This is a genomic window from Kitasatospora acidiphila (genome assembly GCF_006636205.1).
Classification (GTDB): Bacteria; Actinomycetota; Actinomycetes; order Streptomycetales; family Streptomycetaceae; genus Kitasatospora; species Kitasatospora acidiphila.
Map to the genome: position 1 here is coordinate 8,252,099 of NZ_VIGB01000003.1, position 16,982 is coordinate 8,269,080.

General features: G+C 70.7%; 9 protein-coding genes and 1 pseudogene. 8 read left to right on the forward strand and 2 right to left on the reverse strand.

Annotation, left to right across the window (positions count from 1 at the left end; all coding sequences use genetic code 11):
• The first annotated feature begins 13 nt into the window (after nucleotides 1–13).
• The 4 genes from E6W39_RS38800 (at nucleotide 14) to E6W39_RS42490 (ending at nucleotide 6,234) form a co-directional block, all read left to right on the forward strand.
• The gene (locus E6W39_RS38800; protein WP_141637456.1) at nucleotides 14–1,672 is read left to right on the forward strand and encodes an AMP-binding protein; all 1,659 of its coding nucleotides are present in this window, start codon (nucleotides 14–16) and stop codon (nucleotides 1,670–1,672) included.
• Nucleotides 1,673–1,683: 11 nt separating this feature from the next.
• Complete coding sequence (locus E6W39_RS38805; protein ID WP_141637457.1) at nucleotides 1,684–4,065, forward strand: bifunctional salicylyl-CoA 5-hydroxylase/oxidoreductase; 2,382 nt, start codon at nucleotides 1,684–1,686, stop codon at nucleotides 4,063–4,065.
• Nucleotides 4,066–4,069: 4 nt separating this feature from the next.
• The gene (locus E6W39_RS38810; RefSeq protein ID WP_228718594.1) at nucleotides 4,070–4,507 is read left to right on the forward strand and encodes an acyl-CoA thioesterase; all 438 of its coding nucleotides are present in this window, start codon (nucleotides 4,070–4,072) and stop codon (nucleotides 4,505–4,507) included.
• 161 nt (nucleotides 4,508–4,668) lie between these two features.
• Nucleotides 4,669–6,234, forward strand: a complete 1,566-nt coding sequence (locus tag E6W39_RS42490) for an eCIS core domain-containing protein (protein WP_407658592.1) — start codon at nucleotides 4,669–4,671, stop codon at nucleotides 6,232–6,234.
• A 20-nt stretch (nucleotides 6,235–6,254) separates the two neighbouring features.
• On the opposite strand, the gene E6W39_RS38820 is transcribed toward E6W39_RS42490, so the two are convergent.
• Together E6W39_RS38820 and E6W39_RS38825 are read right to left on the reverse strand one after the other, a co-directional pair.
• Complete coding sequence (locus tag E6W39_RS38820) at nucleotides 6,255–9,434, reverse strand: serine protease (protein ID WP_141637458.1); 3,180 nt, start codon at nucleotides 9,432–9,434, stop codon at nucleotides 6,255–6,257.
• Nucleotides 9,431–9,775, reverse strand: a complete 345-nt coding sequence (locus E6W39_RS38825; protein WP_101378497.1) for a trypco2 family protein — start codon at nucleotides 9,773–9,775, stop codon at nucleotides 9,431–9,433. The genes E6W39_RS38820 and E6W39_RS38825 overlap by 4 nt, the downstream gene beginning before the upstream one ends.
• A 589-nt stretch (nucleotides 9,776–10,364) precedes the next feature.
• On the opposite strand from E6W39_RS38825, the gene E6W39_RS38830 reads away from it, so the two are divergent.
• The 4 genes and pseudogenes from E6W39_RS38830 to E6W39_RS40685 all read left to right on the forward strand — a co-directional run.
• Nucleotides 10,365–11,255 (forward strand): metallophosphoesterase family protein, encoded by an 891-nt coding sequence (locus tag E6W39_RS38830; protein ID WP_141637459.1) that lies wholly within the window; start codon nucleotides 10,365–10,367, stop codon nucleotides 11,253–11,255.
• Complete coding sequence (locus E6W39_RS38835; RefSeq protein WP_141637460.1) at nucleotides 11,252–11,920, forward strand: 4'-phosphopantetheinyl transferase family protein; 669 nt, start codon at nucleotides 11,252–11,254, stop codon at nucleotides 11,918–11,920. Before E6W39_RS38830 ends, E6W39_RS38835 begins: the two co-directional genes overlap by 4 nt.
• Before the next feature lie 672 nt (nucleotides 11,921–12,592).
• Nucleotides 12,593–13,360, forward strand: coding sequence for a thioesterase II family protein (locus tag E6W39_RS38840; RefSeq protein ID WP_141637461.1), 768 nt, complete (start codon nucleotides 12,593–12,595; stop codon nucleotides 13,358–13,360).
• A gap of 393 nt (nucleotides 13,361–13,753) precedes the next feature.
• Nucleotides 13,754–16,864 (forward strand): annotated as a pseudogene (locus tag E6W39_RS40685) (type I polyketide synthase); the annotation flags it as partial.
• Nucleotides 16,865–16,982 lie beyond the last annotated feature (118 nt).

Consider the following 16,982-nt stretch of genomic DNA (forward strand, 5'->3'; position numbering starts at 1 on the left):
AAGGACCACTTCCGTGTCACTCTCACCCTCGGCTCACCAGGACACCTTCGCCCGCGACCACCTCCCGCCCGCCCACCTGTGGCCCGTGATCGAGTTCACCACGCCGGAACTGCGGTACCCGGACCGGCTGAACGCCGCCACCGAGCTCATCGACATCCCCGTCCAGACCTATGGAACGGACCGCCCGGCGCTGCTCACACCCGGCGGTCAGACCTGGACCTACGGCGAGCTCCAGACCCGGGCCAACCAGGTCGCCCAGGTGCTGACCGAAGACCTCGGCCTGGTACCCGGCCAGCGGGTGCTGCTGCGCTCTCCCAACAACCCCTGGACGGTGGCCTGCTGGCTCGGTGTGCTCAAGGCCGGCTGCATAGCCGTGACCACCGTGGCGGCACTCCGCGCCGGTGAGCTGGCCCCGATCGTCGACCGGACCAGGCCCGCCGTCGCCCTGGTGGACCGGCGGTTCGCCGAGGACGCCCAGCTGGTCAAGGACACCACCCTGCCGTCGATGGCGGTCGTGGCGTGCGGCGGCACCGGCTCGCAGGATCTGACGGCCCGCGCGGCGGCCAAGTCCGGACGGTTCACCAATGTGCCGACCGCGGCCGACGACGTGGCACTCCTGGGCCCGACCTCGGGCAGCACCGGCGTTCCGAAGATCACCATGCACTTCCACCGGGACCTGCTCTCCATCGACCACACCTTCGGGCGCCCCGTGCTCGGGCTGACGGTCGGCGACACGGTGGCCTGCTCAGCGCCCCTCGCCTTCACCTTCGGCCTCGGCATGCTCGTCGTCTTCCCGCTGCGGGCCGGCGCCGACGTGCTGCTGACCGAGTCCGCCAGTCCGCTGCAACTCGCCGAACTCGTCGAGCAGAAGCACGTCACGGTGCTCGCCACCGCGCCCACCGCCTACAAGGCGATCCTGCGGGAAGGGCAGGAGCAGCGGCTCGCCGGGCTGCGCGCCGGTGTGTCCGCCGGTGAGCACCTGCCCCGGAGCACCTGGGAACAGCTCAGCGAGCGGCTCGGCCTCAGGATCATCGACGGCATCGGCACCACCGAGCTGCTGCACATCTTCATCTCGGCGGCCGGCGAGGACATCCGCCCCGGTGCCACCGGGCGACCACTGCCCGGCTACCGCGCCACCGTCCTGGACCCCGACGGGAACGAGCTGGGCCCCGGCGAGCCCGGCTGGCTGGGCGTCATCGGCCCCGTCGGCTGCCGCTACCTGGACGACCCGCGCCAGCAGGACTACGTGCTGAACGGCTGGAACGTCACCGGCGACGTCTTCCACCGGGACCAGGACGGCTACTTCCACTACCAGGCCCGCATCGACGGCATGATCGTCTCCTCCGGATACAACATCGGCGGGCCCGAGGTCGAGGCCGCCATCGACACCCACCCCGATGTGCTGGAGTCGGGCGTCGTCGGCAAACCCGATGCCGAGCGCGGCTCGGTCGTCTGCGCCTTCGTCGTGTTACGCGACGGCGTGCTCGGCGACGCCGCCAAGGCCAAGGAGATCCAGAACCACGTCAAGCAGGTCCTGGCCCCCTACAAGTACCCCCGCGACGTGCGCTTCTGCACCGCGCTGCCACGCAACGTCAACGGCAAGCTGCAGCGCTTCGCGCTCCGCAGGATCGTCGACGACGAGCAGGCCGCCGCGCCCGCCGCCGAGCAGTGAGAGGAACCCCCGTGAAGATCGCGATCGTCGGCGGCGGCCCCGGCGGCCTCTACTTCGCTGCCCTGATGAAGCAGCTCGACCCGGCCCATGACGTCACCGTCTGGGAACGCAACGCCCCGGACGACACGTTCGGCTTCGGCGTGGTGTTCTCGGACGAGACGCTCGGCGGCATCGAGAACGCCGACACCGAGTTCGCCACCGCCATGGCCACCCGCTTCGCCCGCTGGACCGACATCGACATCCACATCCACGGGCAGCGCCACACCGTCGGCGGCCAGGGCTTCGCGGCGATGAGCCGCAAGGAGCTGCTCCACCTGCTGCAGAGGCGCTGCCGCGGCCTCGGCGTAGCCCTGCACTTCTCGACACCCGCACCCGACGCGGCCGAGCTCGCCGCAGGCCACGATCTGGTCATCGCGGCCGACGGCGTCAACTCCCGGATCCGGCAAGAGAATTCGGACGTCTTCCGGCCCACCCTGGACCGCCGGCACAACAAGTACATGTGGCTCGGCACGGACCTGGTCTTCGAGGCGTTCCAGTTCTTCATCCAGCAGACCGAGTGGGGGACCATGCAGGTCCACGGCTACCCCTACTCCGACGGCGGTTCCACCTTCATCGTCGAGATGCACGAGGACGTGTGGCGGCGAGCGGGCTTCGACGCCACCGAGAACGTCCAGTTCCCGCCCGGTGCTTCGGACGACCAGGCCGTCGACCGCATCGCCGAGATCTTCGCCGCCGAGCTGGACGGCCACCGGCTGTTCGCGAACAACTCGCGCTGGCTCGACTTCACCACCGTGCGCAACGAGCGCTGGCACCACGGCAACACCGTGCTCCTCGGCGACGCGGCCCACACCGCGCACTTCTCGATCGGCTCGGGAACCAAGCTGGCGATGGAGGACGCACTCGCGCTCGCCGCCTGCCTCCATGAACACCCGGACCTCCAGGAGGCGTTGACGGCCTACGAGAGCGAGCGGCGGCCCGTCGTCGAATCCACCCAGCGGGCCGCACAGGCCTCGCTGGAGTGGTTCGAGAACATCGGCGGATACGTCCACCAGGAGCCGGTCCAGTTCTGCTTCAACCTGCTCACCCGGTCGCGCCGGATCACCTACGACAACCTGCGCACCCGCGACCCGGAGTTCGCCGACCGCGTGGACCGCGCCTTCGCCGCCTCCCAGGGACTCGACGGCATCGTGCCCGCGATGTTCCAGCCCTTCCGGTTGGGGCGGCTGGAGTTGAAGAACCGGGTCATCGTCTCCCCGATGGACATGTACTCCGCCGTCGACGGCGTGCCGGGCGACTTCCACCTCGTCCATCTGGGATCCAAGGCGATGGGCGGCGCCGGGCTGGTGATGACCGAGATGGTCTGCGTCTCACCCGAGGGCCGCATCACCCCCGGCTGCAGCGGCCTGTGGACCGACGCCCAACGGGACTCCTGGGCCAGGATCGTGTCCTACGTGCACCAGCAGAGCACCGCCCGGATCGGCCTCCAACTCGGCCACTCGGGCCGCAAGGGCTCCACCCGGCTCATGTGGGAGGGCATGGACGAGCCGCTCCACGACGGCAGTTGGGACGTCGTCGGCCCGTCACCCCTGCCCTACGGGGCCGGATCGCCCGTGCCGCGCGAGGCCACCCGCGCCGACCTGGACCGGATCACCGCCGAGTTCGTCGCCGCCGCCCGGCGCGGCGCCGACGCGGGCTTCGACCTGCTAGAACTGCACTGCGCGCACGGCTACTTGCTGTCGTCCTTCCTCTCGCCGATCGCCAACCGGCGCACCGACGAGTACGGCGGGCGGCTGGAGAACCGACTCCGCTACCCGCTGGAGGTGTTCGACGCGGTCCGCGCCGCCTGGCCGGCCGAGCGGCCCGTGATCGTCCGCATCTCCGCGACCGACTGGGCACCGGACGGGAACACCGAACACGACGCGGTGGAGATCGCCCGCGCCTTCATCGCCCATGGCGCGGACGCGATCGACGTCTCCTCGGGCCAGGTCACCAAGGACGAGCGCCCCGCATACGGCCGCTCCTACCAGACCCCGTTCGCCGACCGGATCCGGCACGAAGTCGCCGCCGCCACCGGCACGGCGGTCATCGCGGTGGGCGCCATCGCCTCCTACGACGACGTGAACTCCATCCTGCTGGCCGGCCGCGCCGACCTGTGCGCCATCGGCCGCACCCACCTCTACGACCCGCACTGGACCCTGCACGCCGCGGCCGAGCAGAACTACCGGGGTGCCGCCGCCGACTGGCCCCTGCCGTTCAGCGCCGGCAGCCGCAAGCCGCCCAGCTCGCGGACCGACGCCGTACGGCCGCGCCTGTCGCTGCTGAGGACCGGCGAGCACGAGCAGACCGTCCACCTGCGATGGACGCCGACCCGTGAACCGGCCCCCGTCGTCTGAGCCGGTGGACGGCGCGGACCTCGCCCGCGCCGTCCACCGGTGCCGCGTCGAATGGATGGACACCGACGCGGCCGGACACCACCACAACACCGCCGTCGTGCGGTTCGTCGAGGCGGCCGAAGCAACCCTCATGCGGAACTGCGGCGCAGCGGGCTACTTCGGCGCCGCACCCCGGGTGCGGTACGAGGTCGACTTCACCTCCCCGCTCTGGTTCGGCCAGGACGTCACGACCATCCTTGTGGTCGAGCGGATCGGGACGACCTCCCTCACCCTCCGGTTCGAGGTCTGGGGGGAGGAGACCGACCAGCACCCGCGCTCACTCGCCGCCGCAGGGCGCTATGTGACCGCCTACGTCCCCGCCGGGCACCGCAGTGCCGTCCCGTGGCCCGACGCGTGGACCGCGGCCTGGAAGCAGGGCGGGTCGGCCGGGAAGCCGCCCTGACACGGACCGTCCCGGATGACGGCGCCGACCGCGGCCAGAGCGCCCGGCCCGTGCGGGGCTGCCCCTTCAGACACAGGTTGCTGCCCCTGCGTACCTGGCCTCGCGGGTCACGAGCGCGGTAGGCAGGAACAGTTCGTTTTCCACTGCCGGGAGAGTCGCGCATGCATGCCCGAGACACCGCCAAGAAGCCCAGTGGCGAGAGCGCCGAACGCGTATCGGTCACCACCGGTGCCCGTCGGTCCGCCGCCGGCGGAGAGGTCATGTCGCCGCAGGCGCTCCTCGCCCTGCAGCGCAACGCCGGCAACGCCGCCGTTGTCCAGATGCTCCGGCGGGGCGGGCCCCAGGCGCAGCCCCAAAGCCCCGCTCTGCACCAGCACGGCGCGGGCTGCGGACACCAGGCGGCCGTGCAGCCCACGGTTCAGCGCTCCAGAGTCCATGACGTCCTGCGTGCCGGCGGCCGGCCTCTCGACAGGGCCGTGCGCACCGAGATGGAGGCCCGGCTCGGCGCCGACTTCTCCGATGTCCGGCTGCACACCGACAGCGCCGCCCGCTCGTCCGCAGCCGAGGTCGGAGCCCGCGCCTACACCTCCGGCAACCATGTCGTCATCGGCGACGGCGGAGCCGACAAGCACACCTTGGCTCACGAGCTCACCCATGTCATCCAGCAACGGCAGGGGCCCGTCGCCGGGACCGACACCGGCAGCGGCCTCAAGGTGTCGGATCCCTCCGACCGCTTCGAGCGCGAGGCCGAGGCCAACGCCACCCGGGTGATGTCGGGACCGGCCCCCCGGGAGAACCGCTCCGAACCGGCCGCCGAGGCCGCCCCGGCCCTGCTGCAGCGCTCGGCCCCGTCCATCCAGCGGACGCGACTGGCCAGCGGCAAGATCGCGTTCACCAACGTGTCCGTCAAGTATCCGGAGTCCCAGCAGAAGGCCATGCGAGTCCTCGGCCTGCTCTCGTCCCACCCCGGCATCACGCAGTTCCTCGATGGCCGCACCTGTGAGATCACTCTGGAGAAGCGCACCACCGAGACCCCCGCCGACGTGATCGACAAGGGGCCCGATGGCGTCTTCGTCACGCTGGCCGCCTACTACTTCGAGAACTACGACATCGGCTACATCGCCGGGATGCTCTGCCACGAGTTCGGCATCCACCCGCTCGCGGAGCAGAAGCTCGGCCCGGGTGAGGAGGACGGCTTCAAGGGGATGCCCTTCCCCGTGCCGGGCCTCGAAGGCGAAGACCGGGGCGGCCCCGACGGCTTCGTCTCCATGAACTCGGAGACCGCGAAGCAGGGCGACCACGTGCTCGGCGCCATCCCCGGCAGCCCGCGCTACACGATCTACCTCGATGTCGCCCTGCAGATGGCCGATCTCCTCTTCAGGGAGGCGGAGCAGCAGGAGCCGGGCGCCCAGAAGAAGGACGTGACCGACCTCATCGACTGCTTCCTGATGGACGTCGCCTCCATCGCCGCCACCAACGACGACCGCAAGCGCGGCGTGCCGCGCCCCGGCAACTCCGAGGGCGAGGCGGTCCGCCGCGACATCGCAACCGTCTACAACAGCTACAAGGGGCGCATCTCGCGCGACCTGTCCGTCGAGCGCCAGGAGAAGATCGCCCCGCTCTTCCCCGCGGACAAGACGCCGCAGGGGGTCAAGGACGACTTCACCACCCTGATCACACGCGTCGGCAAGGGCGTTCTGTGGGCCTGGAGCATCAACAACTCCTGAGCGCCGGTACGAAGGTGGGCTCACAGCGGGTCCACCGTGATCGTCAGCCGTTCCGGGGGAAAGAGCTCCGCGCCCACAACCGTGATGCGTGGGCCGTCCTGGTCCTGTCCCACTCGCACCCGCAGCTGCGGGGTGTCGCTCAGCTCGCGGAGGTCGATCACGGAGCAGCCGGTCGGGTCCGGATACAACCGGAGGCTCTCCATGCCGGGGAAGACCTCCAGCAGACGCCCCAGCGGCTGGCCGTCGGCCACGTAGGACAGGTGGACGTCCGTGACGGTGGGAATGGCCGACGGCGGCGTCCAGTCGGTGAACTCGTAGCCGCTGAGCAGGAGTTCGGTCAGCTGTGGCAGCTGGGTCAGGATGTCGAGTGAGCGGCCGCGCGGGCGCCGGTCAGGCCGGTCCACGATCGTCAGGTCGGCCAGCGGCAGGCCACGCAGCGGTTCGAGGTCCAGGAGGCTCGGGCAGCTCGACAGTCGCAGCTTCCGCAGCCGGGTCCACCCGCGGAGGAAGGAAAGGTCCCGCAGACCGTCGAGACCGGAGAGCCCGAGGCTCTCGACACTCTCTCCCAGGAACGCCCACTCAGCGCCGTCGAAGCCCTTGACCCCCGCCAGATCCAGACCCCAAGGCGGCTGCAGGGCCCTCAGCGCGTGCAGCTGCGACCGGGACGTGATGACGATCGTCCCGCAGGAGAGGTCGGCCCGTGCCAGTACCCGGGAGGCGAACTGCCGTTCGTCGAAGTGGCGCCACTGGCAGAGCGCCCCCGCCGTCAGTATGCCCACACCGCCGTCGGCCAGTTCCGCCAGGAGATCCAGCGCCGCACCCCCGCCGATCGAGCCCAGCAGGAAGGTCATCCGCCACGCCACGTCGAGGTCCAGCTCCTGCCCGCCCCGCAGCGCCACTTCGCGGAGCAGCGGGACCAGATCCTCGCCCGCACTGGCGAGTTGACGCCATCGGGTAGGGTCGGCGAGCAGGTCCGTCAGCTGCTCCCGGCAGCACTCCAGCACCGACTCCCTTACGCTCCGGTCGAGTTCGGGCGCGTACGGGAGGCAGCCGGCAGCGAGCAGGACGACGTCCGACTTCCGTTCGCCGGACGTCCGCCCGACCTCGGCGAGGATCCGCTCGAAGAGCTCGGCCCGGTCGCGGCGGCCGCAGTGCCCCATGGTCATCCGGATGACGTCGCCCCAGCGTTCGTCGGCCGCGTGGCCCACCAGCATGCCGAAGTCGCGCTCCTCCTGGATCTCCATCGCGGCCAGGTAGTCCTGGAACGTCCGGTGGATGAACTGGAAGGTCTGGACGCTGGTTTCGGTGATCAGGCCGCTCCGGTTGAGCAGATGGAGGTAGGCGGCCTCGGCGTCACCCTGTCGCGCGGCGTTGGGCAGGTCGCGCAGCGCGCGCTCCAGTTGGGAGACGGCGTCCTGGTGCCCGCCCTCGACCTGGTTGTTGCGCACCAACCAGTGGGCGATCCGCCGCAGCATCGCGAGCTGCTCGGCCTCGGACAGCTGCAGCCGCTCCGGGCTGGGGATCCGGCGGCTCTGGTCCCGCCTGGCCAGCATCATCGTCAGGGCGTCGCGGTAGATCTCCATGCGGTGGCTGGGCAGGACTCCGTGCGACTCCCGGTTCAGCGCACAGATCATCGCGCACAGCAGGGGGCTGTCGGTGAGTTGGGAGAGGTCGGACGAACCCGCCAGCGCCCGCGTCAGGTCGTCCCTGTCCCGTTCCACCAGTGCCGTCTGCCGCGCGACCTCGGCGGGCGGGTCGTCGGGCGAGAGCGTTTCCTGGAGGGACGCCCGGTGCCAGCGCTCGATGAACCGGTCCCGGTCCTCCTCGCCCAAGCCGCAGAGCGACAGTTCCTCGAAGCCGAGATGGTCCAGCCAGCCCGGCGGGACCGCCGACGGGCGCACCGTGGCCAGGGTCCACACCCGGGGGTAGTGGCGGAGCAGGTTGTCGAGCCATTCGAGGACCTCCTCGCGCTGCGCGGCGGGCACCTCGTCGAGCCCGTCGATGAGCAGGAGCGCCCGTCCGCTCCCGAGCACCCGGTGGGCCCAGCCGCTGGGTTGCTGCTCGGCGCACATGCGGCCGTCGAGGTCCAGGAACTCCTCCGGGCGGGGCTGCAGGTTCCCCCGCCGGAACAGCTTGCGCAGTTGGAGGACCAGGGGTATCCGGTGGTTCAGCTCGGCGAGCTCCTCGCCCAGTCCGCCGACCATCGCCCGGACGGCGAGCCACTGCACCAGCGTGGTCTTGCCCGATCCGGCCTGTCCGCGCAGCAGCACCCTGCTGCGGCCGCTGAGCACGCGTTCGACGCGCTGCGGTCCGGTGGTGAGCCCGCCGAAGGCCCGGGCTCCCGGCGGACCGAAGGCGGCGGCGGCCCGGGTCGCGGGGCGGGCTTCCAAGCTGAGGTACGCCGTGTCGAGTGCCCAGCCACCGCGGGTTGGGCCGGTGGACTGCCGCAGGCCGAAGATCCGGATCCGACCGTAGTCGACACCGATGGCCGCGGCGTACGCGCGCTCGAAGCGGCGGTCATGCACCGCGTCGGACGCCACGTCGACCGGCTGCGGCGGCAGGTCGGGAAGGTACTCCGCGACCGCCTGCCGGAATCCGGGGTCGCCGAGGAGCGCGGCGGCGGGGACGGCCTCGATCCGCGAGTGTCCGTGGACGCCCGGCCGGTGGTCGGCGACCACGACGCCCATGAGGAAGTCCTGGTGGAAGAGGGCCGCGCCGGACATGCCGGCCCATGGGGAGGCCGCCGCGGGGACGGTCACGGGAACGTGGTGGTCGTCCGCGAGGACGTAGCGTCCGGCGACGAGCGAGGTGCCGGGCAGGAAGGTTCCGGCCAGCTGTTCGCTGTCCGTGCGGCGGCTGTGCCGGCCCCTGAGCGGGAAGCCCGTCGCATGACAGTTCCTCAGCGGCTGCACGCTGTCGGTACGGCCCCAGTCGAGGGGCGCGAACCGGGCGGCCGTGTCAGGACCGACGAGATCCTCCCCGGCCAGGAGCAGCGCCGTGTCCTGGGCGTCCGTTCCCCGGCTCGCCAGCCACACCACCCGGCACTCGACCGCGCGGCTGCCCGGCACGGCCACGTGACAGGTTCGCTCCGCCTCGCCGACGACGTGCGCGGCGGTCAGGACGACGCGCGCCGTGAGCAGGTACCCGCTTCCCTGGACCCGGCCCTGCACCCAGGCCACCCGCTCGGCGGAGGACGTCACGCCTCGCCCTCACCGGCCGGACCGGCACCGAAGGGGTCGAGCGAGCCGAGGTCCGGATTCCCCACCAGGACGCTGTCGTCAGAGCCGGCCAGCCTCGGAGTGAGGGTCACCGACACCTTCTGGACCTGGTTCTGCGTCAGCCCGCCCTCCAGATCGCCGGACAGCACCCACGCCTTGAACCCGCCCTTCGCCCGCGCGTCCCGCTTCAGCTCGACCGTGAAGTCGAGTGTCACCGGCCCGACTTCGAATTGGATCGCTTGGCCGGCACCCCGCGCCGCCGCGTCCGACAACTGCTGGCGGATCACCTCTATCGCGTCGGACAGTTCGATGCCGTGGTCCATCACTGCAGCCCCCATGTGTTCGGATGTGTCGCCGAGTTGAGGGTATCGGCCATCGACAGGGCGCCGTGTCGTCGCCCGCTGACGGGCAGGAGGGGCCCCAAGCGGTCGGGCCGGCGGGGCATCAGGCCTGGTCCGGCCCGCCACACTCGACACCGGTGATGACGAAAGCCGTTGAGGCGCAGTCATGGGTGCTCGGCCCGGGCGGTGCCCGAGCCGCAGCCGTGCCCTTGGTGTCTGACGCCGGTGCGGCTTCTGCAAGGGGGAAGTGGAGCGTCGTCGTTGCTGGTGCCGACTGATGCCCCCTTGGCACCTGGCGGTTCGTGCGTCTGCGGCCGGTGTCGAGCCGACCGCAGCCCTTCAGAGGGAGGAGAGAATGAGTCGAGTACCTGTCAAGGGTTCTAACCGACTGTTGAATCTAGTAAGTTCGACTATGACAACTGGAGGGGAACCTCGCGATCGGTGAGGCCGGTGGGCCACACGGTTCCGGGCCCCGCGCCGTCGCAAGGGGCTTAAAGGTGACCAGTAGAGCCGAGTTGCTTGACCAGTGGACCCGGGTCCTGGCGGTCGAGGGTGCTTTAGGAGACCTGTCGTGACGTCAGGGGTTGGTCGCCTGCTGGCCGTCAGTGACCTGCATGTCGGGATGGCCGACAACCGGCCGATCATCGAGTCGCTGCGGCCGGGATCGGACGAGGACTGGCTGATCGTCGCGGGCGATGTCGCGGAGCTGTCCGACGACATCGAATGGGCCCTGCGGCTGCTGGCCGGCCGCTTCGCCAAGGTGATCTGGACCCCGGGGAACCACGAGTTGTGGACCCCTCGGGAGGATCCGGTCCAACTGCGCGGCGCCGAGCGCTACGCACACCTGGTGGCCCGATGCCGCGAGTTGGGAGTGGTCACGCCGGAGGACCCGTATCCCGTCTGGCGAGGGCCCGGTGGGCCGGCGGCGATCGCGCCCGTGTTCACGCTGTACGACTACAGTTTCCGCGCGCCCGGTCTGACGGTGGAACAGTCGCTGCAGCAGGCGGACGAAGCGGGCATCGTGTGCACGGACGAGTTCCTGCTGGACAATTGGCCCTACCCCTCCCGCGCGGAGTGGTGCCGCGCCAGGGTCGCCGAGACCGAACGGCGGCTGGCCGCCCACGATCCGGACATCCCTTTGGTGCTCGTCAGCCACTGGCCGCTGCTGCGCGAGCCGACCCGCGCGCTGTGGCGCCAGGAGTTCGCTCAGTGGTGCGGTACCGAGCTGACGGAGCGTTGGCACCGTGACCACCGCACCGAGGCCGTGGTGTACGGGCATCTTCACATTCCGCGCACCACCTGGCACGACGGTGTGCGGTTCGAGGAGGTGTCGGTCGGCTACCCGCGTGAGTGGCGTCGGCGTGGTCATCCGCGCGGGCTGCTCCGGCAGATCCTGCCCGCAGCGCAGGCGCCGGTCGACGCGGATCGGTCCGTGGTCCGTCTCGAGGCGGCGTCCTCGTGATCCGCGACCTGCTGCCGGAGTGCGTCTCCGGCGTGGACGGCCGCGAGGACGTGACGGCGGCGGGCACGCTCTATCCCCAAGAGGAAGCGGTGATACAGGCGGCGGTCGAGAAGCGCCGCCGCGAGTTCACCACCGTGCGGGCGTGCGCGCGCCAGGCCATGGCCGCACTCGGCCTGGCCCCGGCGCCGGTGCTGCCCGGCCCGCGTGGCGAACCGCAGTGGCCGGCCGGGGTGGTCGGCAGCATGACCCACTGTCTCGGATACCGCGCCGCGGCGCTGGCACGGACCACGCACGTCCGCTCACTGGGGATCGACGCCGAACCGGCCGAGCCGTTGCCCGACGGCGTGCTGGAGGCCGTCGCACTGCCCGCAGAGCAGGACGAGTTGGCGGCCGCGCGCGCAGCGGACGCCCAAGTCCCTTGGGATCGGCTGCTGTTCAGTGCCAAGGAGAGCGTCTACAAGACGTGGTTCCCGCTCGCCCACCGGATGCTCGACTTCAGTGAGGCCCGGCTCTCCTTCCATCGAACACCCGGTGAGGCGACGGGCGGCACCTTCACGGCTCGGCTGCTCGCGCACGCTCCGACGGTTCCGCCCGTGTTCGAGGGCAGGTGGCTGGTTTCCGACGGCATCGTGCTGACCGCGATCGTCCTCCCGGCCGGCGACTGAGCGACTGCGGAGGGCGCGGCGCCCGTGCAGCGGCGTGTGCACTCGACCCGCAACCCGGTGCTCCGGGGTGGAAGGGGCGGTTCTCCGCTCTCAGGCCGTTTCGTGTGCATGAATGCAACAGCCGCGTGCATGCATGCAACACGAAGTACACACATTGAAAACATTGGTCCGTCAGCGAATTACGCTACCCGTGTCTGATGCCGCGGCCTGCGGCCGAGGCCGCATGTCTCCGCCAGGTTGGCGAGAACCCGTCGTTTACGGCCAAGTCCCATCGAGAACCCAAGCTTTGAAAGCATCCGCCAAGGTCAGGAAGGTGGTTTGCAATGTGAGACGAGACTTGCTTGATCAACTACTCCCGGGGTAGTGTGTGATCGAAAGCCAGAAACGACCACGGGGGACGTTCTAGGACTTCAATGGGCACATAGTGATGCTCCAGTAGATTTTTCGACACCGATGCGCATGCCTCCTGCACCCGTCTGCTAGCCGGTGCTGACTTCCGCTGCCCTAGTGCCGCGGGGATCCGGTGAAATGCCGGGGGAACACAGTGGTCGGTGTGAAACCGGGGTGCCAAAGCCTCGAACAGGTTGCGCACTCGTAAACTCCCCGGTCGCTTCAACGATTCCCGGCGGGTCCACGGCGGCCCGTCGGCCTCTCGGAAAGAAGTCGAACATCGTGGGTACTGTCCGCGTCGACGCCGGATTATGGTGCCGTCGTTTCCATCCTTCACCGCAGGCCGTTTCGCGGTTGGTCTGCTTCCCGCACGCGGGCGGGTCGGCTGCCTTCTTCCACCCGGTGTCGGCGCGGCTCGCCGGCCGCACGGACGTGGTGGCGGTGCAGTATCCCGGCCGTCAGGACCGGCGCCTCGAGCCGTGCCTGGACGACATCCACGAGCTGGCCGACCGTCTTCACGAGGTCCTGCGCGAGCAGACCGATCTGCCACTGACCTTCTTCGGCCACAGCATGGGCGCCTCGGTCGCCTTCGAGGTCGCGAGGCGCTTGGAACGCGACGGGCAGAGGCTGGCCCGCGTCTTCGTCTCCGGTAGGCGGGCACCCTCGCGTCCCCGTGACGGCGAGCAGGTCCACCTGCGCGACGACGACGGCATCGTGGCCGAGATGAAGACGCTGAGCGGCACCGATCCGGCGGTGTTCGCGGACGAGGAAATCCTGCGCATGGTCCTTCCCGCCCTGCGGGCGGACTACCGCGCCGCCGAAACGTACCGCACCGAGCCCGGCGCGGCCCTGGTCTCCCCGATCACCGCTCTGACGGGCGATGACGACCCCCGGACCTCGATCGACGACGCGCGCGCCTGGCAGGACCACACATCGGGGGATTTCCAGCTCAAGGTGTTCCCCGGTGGGCACTTCTATCTGTCCGATCGGCCTGGTGACGTGATGAACGTCCTCGCCGACCACCTGGACGGCTTGCGCATGCCCTCGTGATTTCCCGGTCGACTTCGCCGGGGTGCTGCCGGCCCACGCGGGCGGCTTCATTCCCGTGCCCGCTTCCTGACATTCTCGAAATGGTTCACGGGTGATCGCCCAAGGAGTACCTCCGGGCGCCTGTGAAGCATGCCCGTGCCATTGCGGTAAACAGCTGGACCTATGGTGTTCCAGGCTGTCCGTACCCGTTCAGAAATGATCCGTGGGATTGATTCCGGCCGTGTTCTTCCGGGGTTCGATTCCGGGTGCGTACCCCTCGCTGCCGCTGGTCGGTGTCCGAGGCAGGCGCGTTCTTCCCTGAGTTATGGAGATCTGGTGGCCGGTACCGTGCTGTCGAACAACTCGACGAATTCCATGGACACTCGCGAGCTCGTGCAGGGCGAACCCGTCGCCGTGGTCGGGATCGCCTGCCGGTTCCCCGGGGCCGATACGCCGGAGGAGTTCTGGCGGCTGCTCAGAGCGGGCAAGGACGCCGTCACGGAAGCCCCCGAGGACCGCCGGTCGGCCGAGGGTGAGGACGATCGCCCCCGCCGGGCCGGCTACCTGCGCGAGGTCGACCGATTCGACGCCGCGTTCTTCGGCATCCCCGCCGCCGAAGCCGCCGCCATGGACCCGCAGCAGCGGCTGACGCTGGAGCTGGCGTGGGAAACCCTCGAGCACGCCGGCACCCCGGCAACCCGGCTCAAGGACACCCGGACCGGTGTCTTCCTCGGTGCCATCGCCGATGACTACGCGACCCTGACCCGCCGCCGGCAGGAGCCGGGCGCCTACACCCTGACGGGCCTGCAGCGCAGCATCATCGCCAACCGCATCTCCTACTGGTTCGGCCTGCACGGGCCGAGCATCGCGGTGGACACCGGCCAGTCCTCCGCCCTGGTCGCCGTCCACCTGGCCTGTGAGAGCCTCTGGCGGGGCGCCTGCGAAATCGCGCTCGCCGGCGGCGTGAACCTCAACCTCCTCCCCGACACGACCGGGACCATCGCCCGCACCGGCGCGCTGTCCCCTGACGGCCGCTGCTACACCTTCGACGCCCGGGCCAACGGGTACGCCCGGGGAGAGGGAGCGGGCCTGGTCCTCCTCAAGCCGCTCTCCCGCGCGCTGGCCGACGGCGACACGGTCTACGCGGTGATCCGCGGTGGCGCGGTCAACAACGACGGCGGCGGAGACAGCCTCACCACGCCGAACAGGAGCGCCCAGGAAGCGGTCCTGCGGCTCGCGTACGCCCACGCCGGGGTCGAACCGGCCGAGGTCGGATACGTCGAACTGCACGGCACCGGCACCCCCACCGGCGATCCGATCGAAGCCGCGGCGCTCGGCACCGTCCTCGGCGCGGCCCGCCCGGCCGCGGCACCGCTGCCGGTCGGCTCGGTCAAGACCAACATCGGGCACCTCGAAGGAGCGGCCGGCATCGCCGGCCTGATCAAGGTGGTGCTGGCGCTCCACCATCGGGAGCTGCCGCCGAGCCTGAACCACGAGTCGCCCAACCCGCGGATCCCGCTGGACCGTTTGGGCCTGCGCGTCAACACGGAGCTCAACCCGCTGCCGCGCACCGGGACACCGCCGGTCGCCGGGGTCAGCTCCTTCGGCATCGGCGGAACCAACTGCCACCTGGTGCTCTCCGCAGTGGCACCCGTGGCACCCACGACAGCGGACCTGGCGGTCGAGGATCCCGGACCGGCGGCGCTCCTGCCCTGGGTGCTCTCCGGCCGCGGCGAGCCGGCCCTGCGCGCCCAGGCCCGACGCCTGGCGGACCTCCTGGCCGAACAGCCGGACCTCCGGCCGGCCGACGTCGCCCTGACCCTGGCGACCGCCCGGACGCACCTCGAGCAACGCGCCGTCCTGCTCGGATCATCGACCGAGCAGTTCCGCAGCGCACTCACCGCACTGGCCGCCGGAGACACCTTCACCGGCCTGGTCACGGGCACGGCCGCGACAGGCACCGACGGACCTGTCTTCGTCTTCCCCGGACAGGGCAGCCAGTGGGTCGGCATGGCCGCCGAACTCCTCGACACCGCACCGGTGTTCCGGCAGCAGATCGACGACTGCGCCGAAGCGCTGGCGCCCTACGTCGACTGGTCCCTGACCGGCGTCCTGCGCAACGAACCGGACGCCCCGCCGCTCGACCGGGTCGACGTGGTGCAGCCGGTCCTGTTCGCCGTGATGGTGTCGCTGGCGGCACTGTGGCGCTCCCATGGAGTGCGGCCCTCCGCAGTGATCGGCCACTCCCAGGGCGAGATCGCCGCGGCCTGCGTCGCCGGTGCGCTCTCCCTCGACGACGCGGCCCGCGTGGTCGCCCTGCGCAGCCACGCCCTGATCGCGCTCTCCGGGCAGGGCGGCATGACGGCCGTGCCGCTCCCGGCGGACGACGTCGCCGAACGGCTCCGCCGCTTCGGGGGGCGGCTGTCCATCGCAGCCGTCAACGGCCCCCGCTCGACGGTCGTCGCCGGCGAACCGGACGCCCTCGACCAGCTGCTCGCCGACTGCCAGGCCGACGACGTCCGCGCCAAGCGCATCGCCGTCGACTACGCCTCCCACTCTCCCCAGGTCGAGGCGATCGAGCACCGGCTGGCGGAACTGCTCGCGCCGATCACCGCCCGCACTACGGACATCCCGTTCTACTCCACCCTCACCGGCCGGCTCATGGACACCGCCGGGCTGGACGCCGGCTACTGGTACCAGGGGCTCCGGCACGCCGTCCGCTTCCAGGACGCGCTCCAGGCCGCGTTCGACGACGGCCACCACACCGTGATCGAGGTCAGCCCGCACCCCGTCCTGACCATGGGAGTGCAGGAGAGCGCCGAGGCCGTCGGTGCCGACGTCCGGGTGCTGGGCACGCTGCGACGCGACGAAGGCGGCCATGACCGCTTCCTCACCGCACTCGCCGAGGCACACGCCCACGGCACCGCCGTCGACTGGCACACCGTCTTCGCCGGCACCGGTGCCCGGCGGACCTCACTGCCGACCTACCCGTTCCAGCGGCAGCGGTACTGGCTCGGCGAGTCCACCACCGGCACCGTCGACACCGACGAGCCGGCCACCGTTCCCGCGCTCGTACGGCAGCTCGCCGAGGCACCCGAGGCGGAACGCGAGGAGCTGCTGCGCGCCGCGATCCTCGGGCAGATCGCGACCATCCGCGGTACGGACGTTCCCGACCAGCAGAGCGCCCGGACCACCTTCAAGGAGCTGGGTCTGGACTCCCTGGGCGCGATGGACCTCAGGTCCCGGCTCATGGCACTCACCGGCCTCCGGCTGCCGGCCGGCCTGCTCTTCGACCACCCGACGCCCACGGCCCTCAGCCGCCACCTGCTGCGACTGCTGGCCGCCGCAGCAGCCGACGGCGGTGGTACGCCGGTCAAGGATCGCCGCACGGCCCCCGAAACCGCCCCTGCCGCGTCCGAGGCGCCCGACGCGCTCGACGACGAGCGGATCGCCATCGTGGGCATGGCCTGCCGTTTCCCCGGCGGGGTCCACTCGCCCGAGGACCTCTGGCAGTTGGTGGCGAACGGCGTGGACGCCATCACCGACTTCCCCACCGACCGGGCCTGGGAACAGAACGGCCCGGAGGCCGACTACGCCCCCGGGGCGGATTCCTGCTGGACGCGGCCGAGTTCGACGCCGAGTT

Bases quoted from the DNA above. Each gene is read 5' to 3' on its own strand.
- E6W39_RS42490 (WP_407658592.1), top strand. From the start codon at position 4,669: ATGCATGCCCGAGACACCGCCAAGAAGCCCAGTGGCGAGAGCGCCGAA.
- E6W39_RS38825 (WP_101378497.1), bottom strand. From the start codon at position 9,775: ATGGACCACGGCATCGAACTGTCCGACGCGATAGAGGTGATCCGCCAG.